General features: G+C 70.2%; 19 protein-coding genes. 12 read left to right on the top strand and 7 right to left on the bottom strand.

Annotated elements, in window-relative coordinates; genetic code table 11:
* Nucleotides 1-29: 29 nt before the first annotated feature.
* Nucleotides 30-1,019, bottom strand: a complete 990-nt coding sequence (cofE, locus tag Q9R27_RS08025; protein WP_311251837.1) for a coenzyme F420-0:L-glutamate ligase — start codon at nucleotides 1,017-1,019, stop codon at nucleotides 30-32.
* Nucleotides 1,016-2,038, bottom strand: a complete 1,023-nt coding sequence (cofD, locus tag Q9R27_RS08020) for a 2-phospho-L-lactate transferase (protein WP_311251836.1) — start codon at nucleotides 2,036-2,038, stop codon at nucleotides 1,016-1,018. Before cofD ends, cofE begins: the two co-directional genes overlap by 4 nt.
* A gap of 204 nt (nucleotides 2,039-2,242) precedes the next feature.
* Between cofD and Q9R27_RS08015 the strand changes: the two genes are divergently transcribed.
* From Q9R27_RS08015 to Q9R27_RS08005, 3 genes are all read left to right on the top strand, one after another.
* Nucleotides 2,243-2,500: a WhiB family transcriptional regulator gene (locus Q9R27_RS08015; RefSeq protein WP_311251835.1), complete on the top strand. Its 258-nt coding sequence runs from the start codon at nucleotides 2,243-2,245 to the stop codon at nucleotides 2,498-2,500.
* Between the two features lie 78 nt (nucleotides 2,501-2,578).
* Nucleotides 2,579-5,413 carry a glycosyltransferase family 2 protein gene (locus Q9R27_RS08010; RefSeq protein WP_311251834.1) on the top strand — a complete coding sequence of 945 codons (2,835 nt, stop codon included), beginning with the start codon at nucleotides 2,579-2,581 and terminating at the stop codon, nucleotides 5,411-5,413.
* The gene (locus Q9R27_RS08005) at nucleotides 5,410-6,819 is read left to right on the top strand and encodes a DUF5719 family protein (protein WP_311251833.1); all 1,410 of its coding nucleotides are present in this window, start codon (nucleotides 5,410-5,412) and stop codon (nucleotides 6,817-6,819) included. The genes Q9R27_RS08010 and Q9R27_RS08005 overlap by 4 nt, the downstream gene beginning before the upstream one ends.
* 12 nt (nucleotides 6,820-6,831) lie before the next feature.
* On the opposite strand, the gene Q9R27_RS08000 is transcribed toward Q9R27_RS08005, so the two are convergent.
* Entirely contained in the window at nucleotides 6,832-7,089 is a 258-nt protein-coding gene (locus tag Q9R27_RS08000; RefSeq protein ID WP_311251832.1) for a helix-turn-helix domain-containing protein, read from the bottom strand.
* A 102-nt stretch (nucleotides 7,090-7,191) separates the two neighbouring features.
* On the opposite strand from Q9R27_RS08000, the gene Q9R27_RS07995 reads away from it, so the two are divergent.
* A complete protein-coding gene (locus tag Q9R27_RS07995) occupies nucleotides 7,192-7,854 on the top strand; it encodes an SAF domain-containing protein (protein ID WP_311251831.1) in 663 nt (220 codons plus the stop codon).
* A gap of 2 nt (nucleotides 7,855-7,856) precedes the next feature.
* The gene (locus Q9R27_RS07990) at nucleotides 7,857-9,203 is read left to right on the top strand and encodes a hypothetical protein (protein WP_311251830.1); all 1,347 of its coding nucleotides are present in this window, start codon (nucleotides 7,857-7,859) and stop codon (nucleotides 9,201-9,203) included.
* Here Q9R27_RS07990 and Q9R27_RS07985 read toward each other — a convergent pair.
* Both Q9R27_RS07985 and Q9R27_RS07980 read right to left on the bottom strand, forming a co-directional pair.
* The gene (locus Q9R27_RS07985; RefSeq protein ID WP_311251829.1) at nucleotides 9,166-10,485 is read right to left on the bottom strand and encodes a hypothetical protein; all 1,320 of its coding nucleotides are present in this window, start codon (nucleotides 10,483-10,485) and stop codon (nucleotides 9,166-9,168) included. The genes Q9R27_RS07990 and Q9R27_RS07985 overlap by 38 nt on opposite strands.
* Nucleotides 10,486-10,488: 3 nt before the next feature.
* Entirely contained in the window at nucleotides 10,489-10,863 is a 375-nt protein-coding gene (locus Q9R27_RS07980; RefSeq protein WP_311251828.1) for a hypothetical protein, read from the bottom strand.
* A 106-nt stretch (nucleotides 10,864-10,969) separates the two neighbouring features.
* Between Q9R27_RS07980 and Q9R27_RS07975 the strand changes: the two genes are divergently transcribed.
* The 4 genes from Q9R27_RS07975 (at nucleotide 10,970) to Q9R27_RS07960 (ending at nucleotide 14,812) form a co-directional block, all read left to right on the top strand.
* Nucleotides 10,970-12,409: a wax ester/triacylglycerol synthase family O-acyltransferase gene (locus Q9R27_RS07975; protein WP_311251827.1), complete on the top strand. Its 1,440-nt coding sequence runs from the start codon at nucleotides 10,970-10,972 to the stop codon at nucleotides 12,407-12,409.
* Nucleotides 12,406-12,828, top strand: coding sequence for a DUF6912 family protein (locus Q9R27_RS07970; protein ID WP_311251826.1), 423 nt, complete (start codon nucleotides 12,406-12,408; stop codon nucleotides 12,826-12,828). The genes Q9R27_RS07975 and Q9R27_RS07970 overlap by 4 nt, the downstream gene beginning before the upstream one ends.
* 76 nt (nucleotides 12,829-12,904) lie before the next feature.
* Nucleotides 12,905-14,545, top strand: coding sequence for an L-glutamate gamma-semialdehyde dehydrogenase (gene pruA / locus Q9R27_RS07965; RefSeq protein WP_311251825.1), 1,641 nt, complete (start codon nucleotides 12,905-12,907; stop codon nucleotides 14,543-14,545).
* Nucleotides 14,546-14,581: 36 nt separating this feature from the next.
* Complete coding sequence (locus tag Q9R27_RS07960; protein WP_311251824.1) at nucleotides 14,582-14,812, top strand: hypothetical protein; 231 nt, start codon at nucleotides 14,582-14,584, stop codon at nucleotides 14,810-14,812.
* Here Q9R27_RS07960 and Q9R27_RS07955 read toward each other — a convergent pair.
* Entirely contained in the window at nucleotides 14,784-15,275 is a 492-nt protein-coding gene (locus Q9R27_RS07955) for a DUF2505 domain-containing protein (RefSeq protein ID WP_311251823.1), read from the bottom strand. The two genes, Q9R27_RS07960 and Q9R27_RS07955, sit on opposite strands and share 29 nt — an antisense overlap.
* Complete coding sequence (locus Q9R27_RS07950; protein WP_311251822.1) at nucleotides 15,272-15,745, bottom strand: DUF2505 domain-containing protein; 474 nt, start codon at nucleotides 15,743-15,745, stop codon at nucleotides 15,272-15,274. Before Q9R27_RS07950 ends, Q9R27_RS07955 begins: the two co-directional genes overlap by 4 nt.
* Before the next feature lie 89 nt (nucleotides 15,746-15,834).
* On the opposite strand from Q9R27_RS07950, the gene Q9R27_RS07945 reads away from it, so the two are divergent.
* From Q9R27_RS07945 to Q9R27_RS07935, 3 genes are all read left to right on the top strand, one after another.
* Complete coding sequence (locus Q9R27_RS07945; RefSeq protein ID WP_311251821.1) at nucleotides 15,835-16,428, top strand: hypothetical protein; 594 nt, start codon at nucleotides 15,835-15,837, stop codon at nucleotides 16,426-16,428.
* Nucleotides 16,429-16,516: 88 nt separating this feature from the next.
* Nucleotides 16,517-21,376 carry an NAD-glutamate dehydrogenase gene (locus tag Q9R27_RS07940; RefSeq protein WP_311251820.1) on the top strand — a complete coding sequence of 1,620 codons (4,860 nt, stop codon included), beginning with the start codon at nucleotides 16,517-16,519 and terminating at the stop codon, nucleotides 21,374-21,376.
* Nucleotides 21,376-22,275 carry an ABC transporter ATP-binding protein gene (locus Q9R27_RS07935; protein ID WP_311251819.1) on the top strand — a complete coding sequence of 300 codons (900 nt, stop codon included), beginning with the start codon at nucleotides 21,376-21,378 and terminating at the stop codon, nucleotides 22,273-22,275. Before Q9R27_RS07940 ends, Q9R27_RS07935 begins: the two co-directional genes overlap by 1 nt.
* Nucleotides 22,276-22,339: the final 64 nt, after the last annotated feature.

The raw sequence follows: 22,339 nt of genomic DNA, 5'->3' as shown, positions 1-22,339 counted from the left end.
TGCGATGTCGAGGCGTACGGGGGCAGAGTCTACGGAGTCGGGGGAAGGAAACTCACGTCGACGGTCCCTGCCACCGCGGCCGTGGTCACGCGTACGTGCCAGCCGAAGGCGTGGGCCAGGGCCCGTGCGGCGTACGCCGATGGCTCGCTGACGCCCCGGACCACCACCCGCGCCGCCCCGCCCGGACCGTCGATCACCTCGGCCGGGCCGAAGACATCCACGGCGGCGGCATGCAGGTCGGCCGCCACGGCCGGGGCACCGAAGATGGCCCCGTCCGTGCCGGCCAGGGCGCGGACCACGGCCTCGCGGGAGCCGAGGCCGAACATGTCCGCCCCGTCCTCGCGGACCAGGGCGCCGGCGCCGCTGCCGTGCTCCCCGGGCGGGAGGACCAGGTCGGCGCGCCCGCTGATCACGGTGAACGGGCGACCGCCGAGCTTGCCCGAGGCGAGTTCGGAGAGCCCGGCCAGTTCGTCGGCCACGGCAGGTGCGGTGACGGCGAGCGGGTTGCCGTAGTCGTCGATGCGGCCGGCGAACTCCTCGAGGACGACCAGGCCGGCAGCACCGATGGCGATGTCGGTCTGGCCGTTGCGCCACGGGCGCCCGGCGGTGTCGGTGACCAGGACCGCGACGTTGCGCCCCGTCCCGGCGAGCACGTCCTGGCGGACCCGCCGGGCGGTGGCATCAGGATCGAGCGGCAGCAGCAGGAACTGGCCGGCGGCCACGTTCGATGCATCGATCCCGGCGGCGGCCATGGTCAACCCGAGGTGGTTGCGCACGATCGTGGTCGGACCGCGGCGCGCGACCACGCGGACCGACTCCCCGGCGATCGCCGACTCGCGGTCGCCGGTGCGCTGGCGGCCCTCGGCCTTGCTGACCACCTTGCTGGTGATGGTGACCACGTCCCCGTCGGCAAGCTCGACCCCTGCATCCCGGCAGGCGGCCAGCAGCACCTGGCCCAGGTCGTCACCCTCGGAGATCTCGCCGACGCCGTCGGGGGCCACCACACGCAGGCTGGTCACTGCGCCAGCGCCATCGCGGCAGCCGCCATCCGGGCAGTGGCCGGATGGTCCGTCATCATCAGCGGCACGGCCGCGGCGCGCAGGCCGGCCTGCTCGATGCGGGCAACCTGGTCCGCGTCGCGCTCGTCGACGAGCCACCCATCCAGCACGCCACCGCGGGACCGGGCGCCGTAGTGGCCGGCCACCCCTGCGGCGGAGACCTCGACGCCGATCGAGGTCAGCATCTGCTCGGCCATGCCGCGCACGTGGGACTCGCCGACGATCGGGGAGAGGCCGACCACCGGTGCGGTGGTCTCCAGGAGTGCCTCCCTGATCCCGGGGACGCCCAGGATGGTGCCGACCGAGACGACCGGGTTCGACGGCGGCACGATGACCAGGTCGGCGCCCGTGATCGCCTCCACCACACCGGGCGCGGGACTGGAGTCGTCGAGTCCGACGAAGGCCAGCGCCTCGGCGGGGACCTCGGCCCGCAGACGCACCCAGTATTCCTGGAAGTGGATCACCCGCCTGCCCGAGGGAGCCTCGGCGTCGGCGATCGCCACGTGGGTCTCCACCCGGTCGTCGGTCATCGGCAGCAGGCGCAGCGAGTCGCCGTACGCCGGGGTGAGCCACCGCTGGCACAGCGCAGTGGTCACCGCCGAGAGCGGATAGCCGGCCTCCAGCATCTGGGTCCGGACCAGGTGCGTGGCGATGTCACGGTCGCCGAGGCCGAACCAGGTGGGCTCGACGCCGTACGTCGCGAGCTCGTCCTTGACGCTCCAGGTCTCCTCGCGCCGGCCCCAGCCCCGCTCGGGGTCGATGCCGTCGCCCAGGGTGTACATCACGGTGTCCAGGTCGGGGCAGACCTTGAGGCCGTGGATCCACAGGTCGTCCGCGGTGTTGGCGACTACGGTGACCACGGCATCATCGGATGCGGGCACCGTGCCGGTCCGGATCCCGTGGAGCAGGCCCTGGAGGAACTTCGCGCCGCCCATGCCTCCGGAGAGGACGGTGATCGCGCGGGGGAGGGGGTTTGCCATGGTCCAAGCGTGCCTGATCGGCAGAAAAGCGTGCCGAGAGGGTGGTTATATCAGATCCGGGCTTGACTTCCGTGGCACGACAGGCATGTAATTCCCATAGTGTTGTTCACACCGGCCGGGCCGGAAGATCTCGGGGTTTCATCGCCGGGGCAGGTGCTTTGGTCAGTGGACAGCCACCGGAATCAGGGTCGAAAGGGGAGTGCTGTGAGAGAACTGTTCCTCCTCGACGGGGACGACGCGGAAGAGTTCGGTTGGCAGGAGAGGGCGCTGTGCGCCCAGACCGATCCGGAGGCGTTCTTCCCGGAGAAGGGTGGCTCCACCCGGGAGGCCAAGAAGGTCTGCCTGACATGCGATGTTCGTGACGACTGTCTCGAGTATGCATTGATGAATGACGAGCGCTTCGGCATCTGGGGCGGTCTCTCCGAGAGGGAGCGCCGCAAACTGAAGAAGCGTGCTGTCTGAACTGGACCAGCCGCTGACGCGGTTGGCCACCAGGGCAGATGATGGCACTCCACCGGTCTCCGTCTAGGGTTGGCCGGCGTGACAGTCACTGCCCTGCTGGTCAACCACGACGGCGCTCGATGGTTGCCGGCGGTGCTCGCCGGCCTGGCTGAGCAGCAACATCCGCCCGAGCGGATCGTCGCGGTCGACACCGGGAGCACCGACGGCTCGGTCGACCTGCTCGTCGAAGCATTCGGGGCCGATCGCGTGCTCACCCATCCGGGGTCCTTCCCGGAAGCGGTCGCTCATGCCCTGGCCGGCATCGAGACCGAGTGGGTCTGGCTGCTTCACGACGACTCCCGCCCGGCGCCCGGTGCACTCGGGGCGCTGCTGGACGCAGCACGGCGGCACGACGCGGACGTGGCCGGACCCAAGCTGCGTGAATGGCCGTCCCTGCGTCGCCTCCTCGAGGTCGGTGTCACCGTCTCCGGACAGGGATTGCGCGAGACCGGCCTGGAGCGAGGCGAGTACGACCAGGGCCAGCACGACAAGGTCCGTGAGGTGCTGGCGGTCAACACGGCCGGGATGCTGGTCCGCACTGACCTCTTGGTCGAACTGGATGGGTTCGACCCGCAACTCCCGGTCTTCAGCACTGACGTCGACTTCGGGTGGCGGGTCGCTCGTGCCGGCCGACGCACCATCGTCGCGCCCGATGCAATCGTCTTCCATGCCGAGGCCGCGACCCGTGGGCTGCGGCGCACTGCTGCCACGGGCAAGCACCATCACCTCGCCGAGCGGCGCGCTGGCATCTACACCATGCTCGTCAACACCTCCGGGCGCAATCTGCCCTGGCAGTGGCTCCGGCTCGTGGTCGGTTCACTGTTCCGGATGCTGGGCATGCTGCTGGCCCGCTCGCCCCGCGCGGCCTGGCACGAACTCGTCGCGCTGCTCGGCGTCCACGCCCATCCCGGCCGGATCGTGGCGGCTCGACGTGCCCGCCGTGACCTGGGTGACCCGCGGGGAGAGCGCGTCCGCTCCCTGCTTGCGCCATGGTGGCTGCCGATCCGCCATGCCATCGACTTCGTCACCGACGTCGGCACTGCGGTGGTCAACCAGGGCCGCGACGCCGCCGAACGCCGCCGGGCCGCCCGGCTGGCGGAGTCGGGGGTCGTGGTCCATGAGACCAACCCGGACGAGTCGGAGGAACTCGCCCCGGACACCTCCTTCCTGGCCCGACTGGTGACCAACCCACGGGCACTCGCCGGCATCGCCGTCTTCCTGTTCAGCTTGTGGGCGGCCCGCGAGGCACTCGGCCCGCTCATGGGTGGGGCGCTCTCCCCTGCGCCCGACTCCGCCGGGGAACTGTGGCGACTGGCGACCGAGGGCTGGCACGAGGTCGGTCAGGGCACCGACGCCCCGGCCCCGACGTACCTGCTCCCCATCGCCTTCCTGGGCACGCTGCTCCTGAACAGCGCCACGGCAGCGGTCTCGCTGGTCTTCCTGGTCGCCGTCCCGGTGGCCGGATGGGGCGCCTGGCGCTTCACCCGCGTCGTCGCGGAACTCGGCTCGGGACAACCCGCCTCCCCGTGGATCCTGGCCTGGGCAACGGCCGCCTACGCCGCCGTGCCCGCAGCGAGTGGCGCCTGGGGGCAGGGCCGCCTCGGCTTCATCGCCTCTGCGGCGCTCCTGCCCTGGTTGGCGCACGCCGCGCTGGGCCTCTTCGAGCCGTACGCCGACCGGCGCTGGCGGGCCGGATGGCGCACCGGCTTCCTGCTGGCCCTGCTGACTGCCTTCACCCCTGGGGCCTGGCCCTTCATTCTCTGCCTGGTCCTGATCGTGATGGCAGCGCTGTGGTCCATGGCCCGGGACGTGGCGCAGCGGCGCAGCGTCTGGGGTCCGATCGTGGTCACCGTGCTGGTGCCGCCGTTGTTGCTGCTCCCCGGCGCGATCGGGATGCTGGGCCACGACATCGCCGGACTCTTCCTGGAGGCTGGCCGGGTGCTGGCCAAGCCCGGTCCGGTCGACCTGCTCGCCGGTCGGTTCCCCGAGCCCTCGGCGCCGCACTGGACCGGACTGCTCCTGCTGGTCCCCGCGGTGCTGGCACTCGCCCGGGACCGGACCCGGATGGCGGTGGTCGGCTGCTGGCTGGTGGTCGCACTCGCATCCGTGCTGACCCTCGTGCTGAGCCGGATCACGGTCGACCTGCCCGCTGGCAGCACCCGTCCCGGCCTCGGCTTCATGCTCCTGGTGATCAGCGGGGCACTCATCGCTGCGGTTGCCATCGCTGCCCACGGATTGCTGGCCAGCTTCTCCGGTGCCAGCTTCTCGTGGCGCCAGCCGGTCGCCGGCGTGGCTGCCGCGGCGGCCCTGGTCGTGCCGGTCGGGGGGCTCGGCTGGTGGGTCTTCGATGGCGACAACCTCCTCGAGCGACCGACGGATTCTGCGGTGCCGGCCTACATGGCGCAGGGGGCCGACGCCTCACCGGGCCACGGAGTCCTGATGCTCGAGGGCGACGTCGAGACCGGCTTCACCTGGCAGGTCTACCGCGGAGACGGGATCACCCTGGGCGAGGACGAGGTGCTGGCGCTGACCGGGCCTGACCCTGTTCTGAACGCGGATGTGGCAGAACTCCTCTCCGACCCGACACCCGAGTTGATCGCCTCACTGCCGGACCGGGGCATCGACTACGTGGTCCTGGCCGCACCCGCCGATGGCCAGGTCGCGGCCACCCTGGACGCCGCTCCGGGTCTCGTCCAGGCCAGCAGCACCGACCGCGCGACCCGTGCCTGGCAGTTCGACCGGGCAGCACCTGACGACGCCATCTCCGGCTCCGGACCGGCCTGGCACCCGTGGCTGGTCGCCATCCAGATGATCGCCTTCGTCGTGGTCGCCGTGCTCTGCGGCCCGGCGCGCAAGGAGGAGGCAGAGTCATGAGCGGTGTGCAGGGCGGTCGCCGGATGGCGGGACGGGTGCTGGAGTCGCGCCCACGGATCAGCAAGACCCTGGCCGTGGGCATCGCGGCAGTCGTGGTCACCGCCGCCTCGGTCGCCGGGATGCGGGGGTCGGACCAGGGCGCACCCGAGGCGGTGCGGGAGGCGCAGTACAGCCCGGTCACCAGCCAGGCGTTGTCGTGCCCGGCCAGCTTCGGCGCGGATGCCGTGCTCCTGGTGGGCTCCCTGACTGAACCCGGGGAGGGGAGCCTGTCGACCCGGCCCGCGACGGGGGGAGAGGGCACGACGGTGACCATCGAGGCAGGCACCGTCGCCACGGTCGGCGTCGGTGACGTGCCCACCATCCTTGCCGGGCAGGGGAGCGCAGCCCGGGCCCTGCTCGGGGCCCGGGTGCGGACCCAGGGGCCCAAGGCTGCCGCCGAGTGCACCCTCCCCGCCCCGGAGACTTGGTTCACCGGTGCGGGGGCAGGCGGCCTCCACACCTCCCAACTGGTCCTGGTCAACCCTGACGACGGCCCTGCGGTGGCCGATGTGACCGCTTGGTCGAGCACGGGCGAGGTGGAAGCCTCCGACCTGCGCGGAGTCACGGTGAAGGGCAACTCCCGGGTCGTCCTGGACCTGGCCGAGCTGGTGCCGACACGGGAGGAGCTCGCGGTGCGTGTCAGCGTGGGCCGTGGGCGACTGGCCGCCACCGTGCGAGATGCCTACACCCCGCGTGGAGGCAGTGGGCGTGTCGATGCGTTGCAGGCCAGTGCGGCGCCTGCCACCGACCTGCTCATTCCTGCCTTCCCCCGCCAGAGCAGTGAGGCCACCCTCGTGCTGGCCAATCCCGGCGAGAACGCGTCGCGCGTCTCGTTGTCGGTGGTCGGCGTCGAGGCGGAGTTCACTCCCGAGGGGTTCGAGGAGATCCAGGTGCCAGCGGGCCAGGCCGTGGTGACCGAACTGCCCGACGCAGTGACCCGACTGGTCAAGGACGAGGACACCGTGATGCGGCTGGTTGCCAGCGAGCCCGTGGTCGCCGGGGTCCGCGTCGTCGTGGCCGGCGACTTCGCACACCTGGGCGCCATTGCGCCGCTCCAGGGCGAAGCTGGAGCGGTCGTTCCGCACCAGGGCAATCGCCGACTCGTGCTGACCACCACCGGCGAGGCCACCGTTGCCGACCTTGAGTTCGTCGGGGCAAGTGATCCTGCGAAGGCCACCGGCAGGCTGCGCTTGCGTCCAGGCTCGGCCTCTGCCGCGACCCTTCCTGCGGGGACCCGCGCCGTCGTGGTCCGCTCCAGTGAGCCGATCGTCGGGGCCGTGCGCACCGAGGAGGGTGGGATCGCGTGGTCCCCGTTGCGCGCGCTGGTCTCGGAGAAGATCGTTCCGGACGTCCGCCCGGCCTGGTGAGGACGGGCCGGCTCAGGCCCTGCCTGAGGGATCGGCCAACTCTGCCTCGTTCTCCGCGAACGGGTGCTTTTCCACGAAATCGCGGGCTTCGGCGTACATCCGCTCGATGTAGGCCTCGAGCTGGTCGCCCTCGACGCGCCACTGCCCGCGCCCGCCGATCTTGATCGCCGGCAGGTCGCCGCGCCGCACCAGCGCATACACCTGGGCCTGGGAGGTGTTGAGCACGGTGGCCACGTCCGCGAGGGTGAGGAATCGGGGGGTGCCTGCCATGGGGTCCACTCTGCCATCAACGGGTCGACCGTGTGCGCATCGGCGGGGCGCCTGTGGACAACGGATATGCGAAATGCCGTTTTTGCGGTGATGATGGTCCGCGTGAGCACCAATCTCGGGAAGACAGGTGTGCCGGCCGCCCAGCGGGCCCGGGCACACGGATGGCGTGATCCGCGGCTGTGGATCGGACTGGCGCTGGTGGCTGGCTCCGTGCTGGTCGGGGCACGCCTGCTGGGCGCGGCAGATGACACCACCCAGGTGTGGGCGGTCCGCACGGACCTGGCGGCCGGTCAGGCGGTCACCGCGGATGACCTGGTCGCGGCCAGGGTCCGCTTCAGCGACGACGACGAGGACCGTTACCTGAGCACCAGCCAGGCGCTGCCGGACGATGCCGTGCTGGTGCGTGCAGTGGGGGCCGGGGAACTGCTCCCGGCTGGCGCGCTGGCCACGGGTGCCGCTCAGTTCGTCGAGGTTCCGCTCTCGGCGCCGGCCCAGGACATCCCGACCACCCTGGCACGAGGATCACGGATCGATGTCTACGTGGTGCCGGCCCCGGGCGGCGCCCCTGGGGACGACTCCGATGCCTCTGCGCGCAAGGTGCTCGATGACGTGCTGGTGGTCGCGGCGCCGGAAGCCGACGACGTGCTGGGCAACGTGGGGAACCGGCAGGTCCTGGTCGCCGTGCCCGCGGAGGAGGAGAACGCGATCGGGATCGTCCTGGCCGCAGCCCGGGAGGGACGGATCCAGATAGCAAGGCGGGGTTGACCATGCATGGTCCACGACGCAGTTGCGTGCTGGTGCTCGGCGCAGGGGACGCCTGGGAGCCTGCGGCGCTGCCGATCCTGGCGGCTGACCGGAACATCGTCGTCCTCAAGAGGTGTGTCGACGTCACCGACCTGCTCGCGGCCGCCACCACGGGGCAGGCGCACGTGGCCGTCCTCGGTGTGGACGTGCCGGGCCTCGACGCGACGGCAGTCGCCCACCTGCGCAGTCACCAGGTGGAGCCGCTCGCCGTGGTGCCCGACGAGTCGGGCGAACCCGCTTCGATGCATCTGCGTCGCCTCGGGATCAACCACGTGGTCGTCCGCAGTCAGCTCAACGACCTGCCGGCACTGGTGCAACGCGCGGCGCTCGATCCGGGCCTCCACGGAGCTCCCACCCAGGCACCGTCCGGCAGCCCCCACCCGAATGCTGCGAGTGGTGGCGATCCCGGGGAGCGTCAGGGCCCCCATGGCCCAGCAGTCCCGCTGCCCGCGGACGCTCCACCGCAGGGCGAGGCGCCCGGAGGTCGCGCCGTGGTGGTGTGGGGGCCAGCAGGCGCCCCGGGCCGTACGACGCTCGCCCTCGGGCTGGCCGGGGAGCTGGGCCGGCGCGGACGGGACCCGCTGGTCCTTGACGTCGACCCCTGGGGTGGCGCAGTGGGCCAGCACCTGGGCATCCTGGAAGAGGTCTCCGGCCTCCTGGCCAGTGCCCGCGCGTCGGCCAACGGTGACTTGCCCGGCCACTTCCTGAGGCTGCAGCGACGGGCCGCCGGGATCCGCGTGCTGACCGGCCTGCCACGTGCTGACCGCTGGACCGAGATCCGGAGCGGCACGGTGCCCGAGCTCGTCGAGCTCGGCAGGGAGCAGGGCGACGTCATCCTCGACGTCGGCTTCAGCCTCGAGGGCGATCCGGCTGCCGAGCACCTGGGGCGCACCGGGCGCAACGCAATGACCCTGGAGGCCATCGAGGTGGCCGACGAACTCGTCGTGGTGGGCAATGCCGACCCGGTGGGACTGGCCCGGCTGGCCCGCGGGCTGGTCGAGCTCGCCGAGCTGACCCAGGGCCGCCCGGTGCGGGTGGTGGTCAACCGGATGCGGGCCTCGCTCGGCTGGACCGAGCGGGAGGTGGCCGCGATGGTCTCCGGGTTCGGCGCAGTCGCCACCCTCCACTTCCTGCCCGATGACCGCCCGGCCACCGACCGGGCGCTGGTGTCCGGCCGAACCCTCACCGAGACGGGGGACTCGCCCCTGGTCCGCGGCATCAGCCAGGTGGTCGATGCACTCGATCCGGCCTCGGCCAGGGTGTCCCGCGGGCTCAGGAGGAGAAGAGGAGCAACAGCCCGCCGACGGTGAAGCCCACCATCACCACCAGCATCGAGAGTTGTCCGGTCAACTGGTGGCGCCGGGGCAGCAGGGCAATGGCCCGGTCATGGGCGGCGACCACTGCGACCACGTGCCCGATCACCACGCCCAGCACCTTGGTGGTGGCCAGGAAGGTGGGGTGGTAACTGAGCCAGTAGTTGATCTCCCAGTTCGCCGTGCCGAGCAGGTTGGCCCCGGTGCTGAACGGGTCACTGAGCAGGATCAGCGCCTGCTGGCCGCCCTCGACGAAATAGCTCAGGTAATGGGCCACCGTGTAGCCGACCAGGATCGGCACCAGGGAGTGGGCGAAGTCCCCGGGGAGCGCCGTACGGCGATAGCCATCGGCGACCCCGGTCAGCATCGCGGCCACCGCGAAGAGGAGGCCCACCGCGACGATGAAGCCGATCAGGGCGAGCAGGTTGACGGTGTTGATGCCCGAGTCCAGGCCCTGGGTGAACCGCAGCCAGGTGTTGGCCTCCTTGAACGAGTCGAAGGCCGTGCTGCCCAGCAGGACCGCGCAGACCGCCAGCAGGCCCGGGCGGGTGGGCATCCGGTCGAGGTTGACCAGCGGGTTGCGCACCACCAGGTCGCCAGCCGCGTTCCGTCCCCACACGGAGAGCCTCCCGACCAGGGTCGAGAAGACCTCGAACGGGTCGGCATGCTCGTGGAACGTGCTGCCGAAGAGTGCACCGCCGACCAGCATCGCGGCGACGTACACGGCGCACCACAGGCGCAGGGGCCCCAGTTCGGCGTTGAACGGATAGATCAGTTCGAACCAGACGAAGGCAAAGAGGGTCAGCGCCGCGGGCCAGTAGCCGAGCCGGGCCGGATAGGTGAACAGGCCCCGGTCCGGGTCGGTCCCGGCCAGCCTGGCGATGCCCAGGTTGATGGTGCGCACCGGGCTGACGGCCTTGTAGAACGGGCCGAACAGGAGCGAGGCCGGCACGATGCCGACCCAGAGCACCACGTAGAAGACATAGAAGACCGGGTTGATCAGCAGGTCCTTGCCGAAGACCGCTGCGGCTGCGACATAGACGAAGAAGGCGAAGCCCAGGGCCCGGACCACCCCCCGGAACCAGGTGGAGTCGACCAGGGCACCGATCCGGGGGACCGGGGTGCCGTCGTACTCGGGCTTGCGGAAGCGTGGCGTGCGCCAGGCGAGGGCCAGGACGATGAAGGAGATGGCCAGTGCAGCGCTGGCCCCGGCAACGGCGTACTCGGCGGGGAGCGGCAGGTCCTTGGCGCCGCCCACGCCGTGGGCGAGGTAGTCCATCGCTCAGCGGACCTCGAACTGGAGCGCGACCTTGTTGTGCGCGTGCGACTCGGCGGGGAAGATCCCCGGCGCGTCGAAGGTGATCGTGTGCTCGCTCTGCCCGGCCTCGAACGCGACCGTCATCTCCTGCGGCTTGGCATGGATGTGGAGTTCGCCGGCGACGTCGGAATCAATCTTGAGCAGGAACGGTGCTCCCCGCTCGACGGCGATCCGCTTGCCGTTGGGCTCGATGTCGTCCCCGGAGATGGTCACCGTGATCGTGTCGACCACTTCGGAGGTGCCGCCGGGGGAGTCTCCGCCCGAGCCGCAGGCAGCCAGGCAGAGCAGGGCAACCAGGGCAAGGACGAGGCCGACGGACGACCGATGCGAGCGGGACATGATTCTCCTGACACCTCCACACGATGGAACCGGACCGGATGTGCTGGGTTCCTCTGCAAGAATCCCATGTGAGGCAAGTGTCGCGGGGAACAGGGGTGATGATGTGGTGACGCGGTTGAAGCGACGGGACCTGCTCTTCCTGGCGGACCGGTCGCGTACGACGCCGATGCACAACGCAACCTTGGAGATCTTCGACCCGGCCGAATCCGGTTTCGACTACACCCGGCTGGTCGAGTTGATCGACGACCGGATCGCGTTCGTGCCGCGCTACCGCCAGCGGATCCAGGAAGTCCCGGGTCGGCTGGCCAACCCGATCTGGGTCGACGACGACCGCTTCGACCTCGCCTTCCACGTACGCCGCTCCGGCCTGCCCCGTCCCGGCACCATGGAGCAGTTGCGGGAACTGACCGCGCGGATCATGTCCCGTCCGCTGGACACCGCCCGTCCGCTGTGGGAGATCTACTTCATCGAGGGCCTGGCCGAGGGCCGGGTCGCGGTGCTCTCCAAGTCGCACCAGATCCTCGTCGACGGGGTGCGCACGGTGGACATCGGCCAGGTGCTGCTGGACACCAAGCCGGAGCCGAAGCAGCTCGAGCACGACGACTGGCAACCGCGGCGGGCCCCGTCCCCGTTGCGGATGACGGCCGGTGCGGTGCGCGACAACCTGCTCTCGCCGACGACGCTCTTCGCGACCGGACAGAGTGCCTTCGACGGTGCCGTACGCCGTGCAGCCGGGGCGCAGCGTCGCGCCGGTGCGGTCGCCAATGCGCTGGCCAACCGGCGTCCGACTCCCGAGTCGCCGATCTCCGCCGAGCTCTCCGAGCAGCGGCGCCTGGTCACGGTGCGCACCGACCTGGAGGACTACCGCAGGATCCGTGACGAGCACGGCACCTCGGTCAATGACGTCATCCTGGCCACGCTCACCGGGGCACTGCGCAACTGGCTGATGGCCCGCGGCACCTCCTCGACCGCGATGCGCAGCCTGCGGGCGATGGTGCCGATGTCGGTGATCGACGAAGGACTCGAGGCCACCTCGCTGGGCACCCAGATCGCCGGCCACCTGGTCACCCTCCCGGTCGGCGAGCCGAGCCCGGTGATCCGGTTGCACCAGGTGGCCTATGCGTTCAAGTCGCACAAGGAGACCGGCACCGCGGTGGCCGCGAACCGGCTCGCCGGCATCGCCGGGTTTGCCCCGACCACCTTCCACGCGCTCGGCTCCCGGGTGGCTGCCGAGCACCAGCGCAAGGGATTCCACCTCACCATCACCAACGTGCCCGGACCGCAGTTCCCGCTCTATGCAGCGGGCGCGCCGATGGTGGAGACCTACCCGGTCCAGCCGCTGCTGCCCGGGCAGGCGCTGGCGATCGGGGTCACCTCCTATGACGGCAAGGTCTTCTACGGGATCACCGCGGACCGCGATGCACTGCCGGACGTGACCGTCCTGGGGCAGTGCGTCACCGAGTCCCTCGATGAGTTGCTGGACACCGCGAGCGGTGCCCGGCCGAAGGCTCCGCGGGGTCGGCGCGGCACCGGGAGGAAGAAGTGAGCGCGGTCCCCGTGCGGATCTACCTCCCGCTGACGTCGGCCGGACTGCAGGAACTCGTCGCCGAGGCCCGGGTCGCGGCGCCGCTGGCGGCGCACGCCGTCACCGATGCACTCCGCCAGGCGTGGCCCGAGGGCGATGACGAGGAACTCGAGTACGCCGCCCTGGCCGCAGCCGCTGACGCCTCCTGGCACCTGCGCGGTGTCGGCGACGCCCCACGCCGCCACGTGCTCGCTGCCGACGTGGCCGCGGACGCCGTACGGCCCGATGGCCCGGGGGAGGACCCGACCCTGGTCCGGGTGGAGCACGACGTGGTTTGGAAGAACCTCGCTGCGCTCCACGTCGACACGAGTGACCACGCACCCGATGACGACCAGGAACTCGCCTGGTTCGCCGTCCAGGAGATCCGCGACCTCCTCTGAAGCCAGCGTTGGACCGGACCTGCCCCGGGACACGCGGGGCGTTGAGACCGGCGTCACCGTCTGACACCATCGCGGAATGGACGCAATCACCTTTCCCCCGGCTCCCACGAACGAGCCGAACCTGTCCTATGCACCCGGCAGCCCCGAACGGGCCGAGCTGGTCACCGAGCTGGACAGGATCAAGCGCAAGCAACACTCCCTGCGTGCCGTGATCGACGGCCGCCGTCGCCAGGGCGGGGGTGAGGAGATCAAGGTGGTCCAGCCGCACGACCACCAGCATGTGCTCGGCGTACTGAAGAACTCGACCGCGAAGGACGCCGAGGCGGCCATCAAGGCAGCGGCGAAGGCCGCCCCGGCATGGCGCGCGATGTCCCTCGACGACCGGGCAGCGATCCTGCTGAAGGCCGCCGACCTGCTCGCCGGCCCCTGGCGGCAGCGGATCAACGCCGCCACCATGCTCGGCCAGTCCAAGACGGCTTGGCAGGCCGAGATCGACGCCGCCTGCGAACTGCTCGACTTCTGGCGCTTCAACGTCCACTACGCCCGGCAGATTGCTGCCGAGCAGCCGATCGCGAACAGCCCCGGTGTCTGGAACCGCTCGGACCACCGGCCCCTGGAGGGGTTCGTCTACGCGATCACCCCGTTCAACTTCACCGCGATCGCCGGCAACCTGCCCACCGCCCCGGCACTGATGGGCAACACGGTGCTGTGGAAGCCGTCGACGACCCAGCAACTGGCCGCGTCACTGACGATGGAACTCCTCGAGGAAGCCGGCATGCCGCCCGGGGTGATCAACATGCTTCCCGGCCACGGCGCCGACGTCTCCTCGGTGGCGCTGGCCCACCCTGACCTCGCCGGGATCCACTTCACCGGCTCCACGCCCGTCTTCCAGCACCTGTGGAGCACGGTCGGCGCCAACATCGCGACCTACCGCTCCTATCCCCGGGTGGTGGGGGAGACCGGTGGCAAGGACTTCATCATCGCCCACCCCTCGGCCGATCCCGACGTGACGCGGGTGGCGATGCTGCGCGGCGCCTTCGAATTCCAGGGCCAGAAGTGCTCGGCCGCGTCCCGCGCCTACATCGCCCGATCGGTGTGGGAGAAGCTCAAGGACCAGTTCCTGGCAGACGTCGACGCACTGCCGATGGGCGACGTCAGCGACCTGTCCAACTTCATGGGCGCGGTGATCGACGACCGCGCGTTCGCCAAGCACAAGGCGGCGATCACCCGGGCGAAGCGGACCAAGGGCCTCGACGTCGTCGCCGGCGGCACGTACGACGACTCCGTGGGCTGGTTCGTCCGGCCCACCGTGGTGCTCGGCAGCGACCCGGGCGATGCCATCTTCTCCACCGAATACTTCGGCCCGATCCTGGCCGTCCACGTCTATCCGGACGGTGACTTCGAGAAGGTCGTCCGCAAGGCGGAGTCGGTCTCCCCCTATGCCCTGACCGGCGCCATCATCGCCCAGGACCGGGCCGCGATCGCCTGGGCGAGTGAGGAACTCCGCTTCGCCGCGGGCAACTTCTACATCAACGACAAGCCGACCGGGGCCGTGGTCGGCCAGCAGCCGTTCGGCGGCGGGCGGGCCTCGGGGACCAACGACAAGGCGGGCGCCGCCTCCAACCTGCTCCGCTGGACCTCGCCCCGCTCGATCAAGGAGACGTTCGTGCCGCCGGTGGACCACCGTTACCCGCACATGGCACCCGAGGCCGAGTGACAGCGATGGCGCCCCCAGTGGGAGACTGGGGGCGCCATGAACCTCGACCTGGACGTCCTCGCGATCGCCGGTGTGCTGGCCCAGCACATGGGCCAGCTCCACGCCTATGAGCACCTGATCGTCTACGCGCTCGCCTTCGGCCCGTTCATCGTGCTCGGCATCGTGGTCTGGTTCGTCCGCCGGCGCGACCTGGCCGAGGAAGCGGCCGAGGCTGCCGCCGCGGAACCCGACGACTCCGTCAGTTCCACTCACCCGCGAGCCACTTGAGGCCCACCTTGTTCTCGGCCTTGAAGGCCTTGACCAGCAGCCCGGCGATCAGGTCCTCGATCTTGCCGCCGACCAGGGGGATCTTCACCCGGACCTCCAGTTCCATGGTCTCCACGACGTCGTCGCCGGAGGTGGTGAGGGTTGCCGAGCCGACCATCTCGCCGGGCTTGCCAGGGATGGTCACCTCGACGTCGGCCGCGGTGTCGCTGGTCCAGGTCTCCACCTGGACGATCGGGATCTCGTCACCGACGAACTTCTTCGCAAACGAGGGCACCCGCTCCGTGCCGTGGACCAGTTCCACCTCGATCCGCTTCGCCGGCACTTCGCCGGTCACCGACACCGATCGGCGTACTACGCCCTGGTAGTCGGCAACGGCCTCACGGAACGCGGGGTCGGAGACCATCGCGACGACCTGGTCGAGGCTTGCCCCCGGATAGACCAGCGTGTGGTTGATCTTCTTCACCGCTCGCCCCCCAACCACGCAGCGCCCAGGCCGTGCTCGATGTCCCAGCCATCCTTCAGTTTCTGTGCGATCAGCGATTCGATCTTGCCGCCGATCAGCGGCACCTTGGCCTTGGCCTCGCCCTCGAACTGGTCCAGGGTGCCCGACCCGTCCGCCACCAGTCGGCGGGTGCCGGTGATGCCGGCCGGCTTGCCCGGGGTGGTCACCGAGAACTCCGCCTGGCGCCCGGCGGCATCCCATGCCTCGGCCTGGATGGCGTGGGTGGAGGCGCCGGCGAAGGTGCGCAGCGCCTTGGGAATGTCGGTGTTGGGCTGGACCATGTCGATGCGGACCGAGGCGCCCTCGACGCTGACCTCGACCGATTCCACGGACTGCGCCCAGGACGCCTTCTCCCGGAAGGAAGGGTCGGTGAGCATCGCGTAGACCTCGTCGGGGGAGGCGTCATATCTGACCGAGTGGGTGATCTTCATGGTGGTCATCATGGCCGATGTCCGTCCGCGCATGCCATTGTTTCGCCCAGAAGCACGCACTTTCCGCCCGAGACGCCAGTGAGGTTCCCATGTTCCGCCCGGTCCTGATCGCCGCCCTCCTGGTCGGCGCGGTCCTGGTCTCCGGGTGTGCGGACCGGGCCCCGACCTTGCCGGACAAGAAGCAGATGGCTGCGCCGACCCCGACCGAGACGGTCGGGCCGGGACCGTGGCAGGACGACTTCGCCGAGGCCGAACTCGACGAGTACGCCGCCGCGCTGGCCCGGTGGGAGGACTACCAGGAGAAGGCGGCCCCGATCTATCGCGAGGGCAAGGCCACGGCCGACTCGCTGGCCCTCTTCGAGGAGTTCTTCATGACTCCCGACGCGATGCAGACGGCGCTGGAGGGATACGAGGAGCGTGGCGTCAAGGTGGTCGGTGAGGTCCAGATCCTCTGGTCGCGGGCGGGCAGCGTCACCAGCGACGAGCGCGGCACTGCCGTGGTGGTGGAACAGTGCATCAACGTCGCCCGGACCAGCATCGTCGAGGGTGGTCGGACCATCGCCAGCCCGCATCGCCTGCCGATCCTGCGCTCGATCAGCCTGGCCAGCATCGAGGGGGCGCCGTACCAGGTCTTCTCCTATGCGGGCCCGGAGAACGGGAAGGTCACCGACTGCGAGCAGTGACGCCGTGCGTCCTAACGTTTCGGTGACGTTCGCGCCGCGTTGCGCGCGCTTGTTGTCCTGATCACACGCCACCCCTATCGTCGAAGGCGTGTCGAACACCCTCGATGACGAGAAGACAGCCCTGCTCGCGAAGGCCACGGACCTGGCCGCCGCCGGCCGGGGGAACAGCGGAGTCCCCTCCGGACAGGCCGGCGCGCTGCTGACCACCTATTACCGCCACATGGCACCCGAGGACGTCCTCGAGCGTAGTGACGTCGACCTGCACGGCGCCTTGGCCAGCCACTGGCAACTGGCCCAGTCCCGGCCGCAGGGCACCGAGCGGGTCCGGGTCTTCACGCCCACCGTCGCCGAGCACGGCTGGTCGGCCCACGCGCACACCGTGGTGGAGGTGGTCACCGACGACATGCCCTTCCTGGTCGACTCGGTGGCGATGGCGCTTGCCGAGGAGCAGCGCAACCTGCACGTGATCGTGCACCCGCACTTCGACGTACGCCGTGACATCACGGGCACGCTGCTGGGTGTCGCCGTCGCGGACGAGGCAGGTGAGCCGGACCGGGACGATGCGGTCCGGGAGTCGTGGATGCACGTCGAACTGGACCGGATCACCGACGCCGGGGAACTGGCAGCGATCGAGCAACGCCTCACCACGGTGCTGCGCGACGTGCGTGAGGCCGTCGAGGACTGGCCCCGGATGCATGCCAAGGTGACCGAGGTGGTCTCGGGACTGGAAGCAGACCCGCCACCGGTCGATGCCCGCGAACTCGAGCAGGGCAGGGACCTGCTGCGCTGGCTGGCCGAGGACCACTTCACCTTCCTCGGCTATCGCGAATACCGACTGGACGAGGTGGATGGCGACGACGTGCTCCGTGCCGTGCCCGGGACCGGGCTCGGCATCCTGCGCGCCGACCCGGACCTCTCCCGCTCCTTCGACCGGCTGCCCGACCTGGTCAAGGCAAAGGCACGGGAGAAGGTGCTCCTGGTGCTGGCCAAGGCGAACTCGCGCGCCACCGTTCACCGGCCGTCCTACCTGGACTATGTCGGGGTGAAGGTCTTCTCCGGCGGCGAGGTGGTGGGGGAGCGGCGCTTCCTCGGGCTCTTCTCCTCCACGGCATACACCGAGTCGCTGACCCGGATCCCGCTGCTGCGCGACAAGGCCGCCGAGGTGCTGGCCCGGGTCGGGCTCGACCCGCGCAGCCATGCCGGGAAGGCGCTGCTCGACACTCTCGAGAACTATCCGCGCGATGAGCTCTTCCAGACCCCGGTCGACCAGCTCAGCGAGATCGCCGAGGCGGTGATGTACACCCGCGAACGGCGCCAGCTGCGGCTCTTCATGCGCCGCGACGCCTACGGGCGCTACCTCTCCTGCCTGGTCTACCTCCCGCGGGATCGCTACAACACCACGATCCGCAAGCGGATCGCCGCGATCCTGGAGGAGTGGCTGGCCGGCGAATCGGTCGAGTTCACCGTGCGGATCAGCGAGTCCAGCATGGCCCGGGCCCACTTCGTGGTGCGCCCGGCGAAGGGGGCGAGCATCCCGGAGGTGGACCAGGCCGCCCTGGAGCGGCGGTTGGTCGAGGCGACACGTTCGTGGGAGGACGACCTCACCTCGGCGGTGCTGGCCGAGTACGGCGAGTCCGACGGCGCACACCTGCTACGTCGCTATGCCGACGCGTTCCCGGAGGGCTACAAGGAGGACTTCACCCCTGCCGTCGCGGCCGTCGACCTGGGCCGCCTGGACGCGATCCAGGGGGATGCCGGGATGGACCTCAGCCTGCACACCCTCCCCGACGCAGCCGGTGACGAGTCGCGGTTGAAGGTCTATCGAATCGGCGAGCCGCTGTCGTTGAGCAAGGTGTTGCCGATGCTCAGTTCGATGGGGGTCGAGGTCGTCGACGAGCGACCCTACGAACTGGAGGGCCTGGGCCGGCGTACGTTCATCTACGAGTTCAGCCTGCGCCACGGTGCCATGCCGGACGCCGCCCGCGAGCCGGTCCAGGAGGCGATCCGCGCGATCTGGGACGGGCGCAACGAGGTCGACGGCTTCAACTCCCTGGTCCTGGCCGCAGGGTTGTCCTGGCGCCAGGCCACCTTACTGCGGGCGCTGGCCCGCTACCTGCGCCAGGGCGGCTCGCCGTTCGCGCAGGACTACATCGAGGAAGCCCTGCGCGCCAACGTCGAGATCACCCGCGGGCTGGTCGACCTCTTCGAGACCCGCTTCGACCCGGCCCGCTTCGCCGGGCTCGCGGGCGACGACCGGACCGCGGCCACCGATGCCATCGGTGCCCGGATCTCGTCAGCCCTGGACCAGGTGGCGAGCCTGGACCAGGACCGCATCCTGCGCGCCTACCGCACGATCATCAACGCGACACTGCGCACCAACTACTTCCAGGAGGGCGGCACCCGCGACTACATCGCCTTCAAGATCGAACCGTCGGCGATCCCGGACCTGCCCGAGCCGCGTCCCAGTTATGAGATCTTCGTCTGCTCGCCGCGCCTGGAGGGCGTCCACCTGCGCTTCGGTGCGGTGGCCCGCGGCGGCCTGCGCTGGTCGGACCGGCGCGACGACTTCCGCACCGAGGTGCTGGGCCTGGTCAAGGCGCAGATGGTGAAGAACACGGTGATCGTGCCGGTCGGGGCCAAGGGCGGCTTCGTCTGCAAGCAGTTGCCGGACCCGGGCGACCGCGAGGCGTGGATGGCCGAGGGCATCTCCTGCTATCGCACCTTCATCTCCGGGCTCCTGGACGTGACGGACAACCTCGTCGACGCAGACGGGGGCCGGGTGGTGCGCCCGCCGGACGACGTGGTCCGCCACGACGGGGACGACTCCTACCTGGTGGTCGCCGCAGACAAGGGCACGGCCAGTTTCTCCGACATCGCCAACCAGGTCGCCGCCGACTACGACTTCTGGCTCGGCGACGCCTTCGCCTCCGGCGGCTCGGTCGGCTATGACCACAAGGGGATGGGGATCACCGCTCGTGGGGCGTGGGTCTCGGTGCAGCGCCACTTCCGGGAGATGGGCATCGACACCCAGACGGAGGACTTCACCTGCGTCGGCATCGGGGACATGTCGGGCGACGTCTTCGGCAACGGGATGCTCCGCTCCGAGCACACCAGGCTGGTGGCCGCCTTCGACCACCGCGACATCTTCCTGGACCCGGATCCCGATGCCGCCACGTCGTACGCCGAACGCAAACGACTCTTCGACCTGCCCCGTTCCACCTGGCGCGACTATGACCCGGCACTGATCTCCGCTGGTGGCGGGGTCCACTCACGGGCGGCGAAGTCGATCCCGATCACGCCCCAGGTCGCCGAGGTGCTCGGCATCGACGCCTCCGTCGAGTCGATGGCACCCGCGGAACTGATGCAGGCGATCCTGCGGGCCCCGGTGGACCTGCTCTGGAACGGCGGCATCGGCACCTATGTGAAGGCCTCCTCGGAGTCGCATGCGGACGCCGGTGACAAGGGCAACGACGCGATCCGGGTCGACGGTGCCGACCTGCGGGTGCGGTGCGTCGGCGAGGGCGGCAACCTGGGCTTCACCCAGCGCGGACGGATCGAGTACGTCGCGACCGGAGGTCGGATGAACACTGACTTCATCGACAACTCCGCCGGCGTGGACACCTCCGACCACGAGGTCAACATCAAGGTGCTGCTGGACCGGGTGGTGACCGACGGTGACCTGACCACCAAGCAGCGCAACACCTTGCTGGCCTCGATGACCGACGAGGTGGCCGACCTGGTGCTGCGCGACAACTACGAGCAGAACCTCGCCCTGGCCAATGCCGTGGCCCATGCGGCGCCGCTGCTGCACGTGCACGAGGACTGGATGAAGGCGCTCGAGGAGCGCGGCGTGCTCAACCGTGACCTGGAGGCACTCCCGTCCAGCCAGGAGGTACGCCGTCGACTCGCGGCAGGTGAGGCGCTGCACTTGCCGGAACTCTCGGTGCTGATGGCCTGGACCAAGATCGTGCTGGCCGACGAACTGCTCGACTCCGACCTGCCCGACGACCCCTACCTGCGCAGTGACCTGTTCAGCTATTTCCCGCGGGCGATGCGCCAGGACTACCGGGCACAGATGGAGCAGCACCCGTTGCGCCGGGAGATCATCGTGACCCAGGTCGTCAACGACCTGGTCAACGGTGCCGGGATGACCTACTGGCCACGGCTGGCACGCGAGACCGGGGCATCGGCCGCCGAGCTGACCCGGGCCAATTTCGTGGCCCGGGAGATCTTCGGCTCCCTGGCCCTGCGCGACGAGGTGGCGGCGTGGGACAACCGGTTGCCTGCCGAGGTGCAGACCCGGATGCGGGTCGAGATGCGCACGCTCGTCGAGCGGGCGTCGCGGTGGCTGGTCACCGAGCGCCGCACCTCGGAGGATTCCGAGGCGACGGTGGACTTCTTCTCGGTGCCGGTGCAGAAGGTGATGGCGGAACTGCCGGGCCTGATGACCGGACGCGATCTCGACGCGTTCACCGAGCGCCGTGACGCGCTCCTCGAGGCGGGTGTCAGCGAGGACCTGGCGACCAGGGTTGCGGTGTTGCCGCCGGCGTACGGGCTGCTCTCGGTGGTCGACACCGCCGACCGGCTGGGACTGGACCCGGTCGAGGTGGCGCGTCTCCACTTTGCCCTGGGTGAGCGGCTCGGGGTGCCGTTGCTGGTGGCCCGGATCGTCCAGTTGCCTCGCGAGGACCGGTGGCAGACCATGGCGCGGGCGGCGCTGCGCGACGACCTGCATGCCGTCCATGCCCAGCTCACCGCCCAGGTGCTGGCCAGCACCCCGGATGATGTGCCGGCGCCGGTGCGGGTGGCCACCTGGGAGGACAGCGACCAGGAGGCGATCGCCCGGGCAGCGGCCACCCTGGAGCAGATCTGCTCCGACGACGAAGCGGACCTGGCCCGGGTCTCGGTCGGCGTCCGCGTCGTCCGTGGCCTGTTGGGCGGTGCCTGATGGGAGCCATCGATGTCGTCGACATTGCCCTCGCCTACGGCGACCTGCGTGCCGTCGACGGGGTCTCGTTCACGGTCGGGGAAGGTGAGTTCTTCGGCATCCTGGGGCCCAACGGGGCCGGCAAGACGACAACCCTGGAGATGATCGAGGGGTTGCGCAAGCCGGACTCGGGGTCGATCACGGTGCTCGGCCAGGCGCCGTACCCACGCAATGCGGGCCTGCTGCCCCGGATCGGTGTCCAACTCCAGGCATCGGCCTTCTTCGAGGCGCTGACCGCCCGGGAGCAGATCCACACGTTCGCCGCGATGTACGGCGTACCGCGGGCGCGTGGCGACGAGTGGCTGGAACGGGTCGGCCTGGTCGAGAAGGCCGGGATCCGCGCCGACAAGCTCTCCGGCGGCCAGGCCCAGCGGCTGGCGATCGCCTGCGCCCTGGTCCACGACCCGGAGATCGTCTTCCTCGACGAACCGACGGCGGCACTGGATCCCCAGGCGCGGCGCAACCTGTGGGACCTGCTCTCCGGGCTCAACGACTCGGGCCGCACCGTGGTGCTGACCACGCACTACATGGACGAGGCCGAGGTCCTCTGCGACCGGGTGGCGATCATGGACCACGGCAAGGTCCTCGAACTGGGCTCCCCGGCATCGCTGATCCGCGGCCTGGACGCACCGGTGCGGATCTCCATCGCCGCCGGTGGGCTGGACACCGAGGCCGCCGCCGCACTGGACGGGGTGGACGAGGTGGAGGAGGGCCCGGACGGACTGGTGCTGACCACCAGGGCCCCGGCCGAGGTGTTGACCCGCCTGGCCGCCGACGACCTGCTGGACGGGCTGCAGGTCCGGGCGGCGACGCTCGAGGACGTCTTCCTCGAGGTGACCGGACGGGAGTACCGCGCATGAGGGCGAGGAGCAGAAACGGAGGTACGCCGAGGAACGAGGTGTGCCGCAGTGAGGCACCGCAGGC

This window comes from Nocardioides sp. AE5, assembly GCF_031844485.1.
Lineage (GTDB): Bacteria > Actinomycetota > Actinomycetes > Propionibacteriales > Nocardioidaceae > Nocardioides.
Note: the sequence above shows the minus strand (reverse complement) of the source record. Positions and strands in the feature narration are given on the sequence as shown.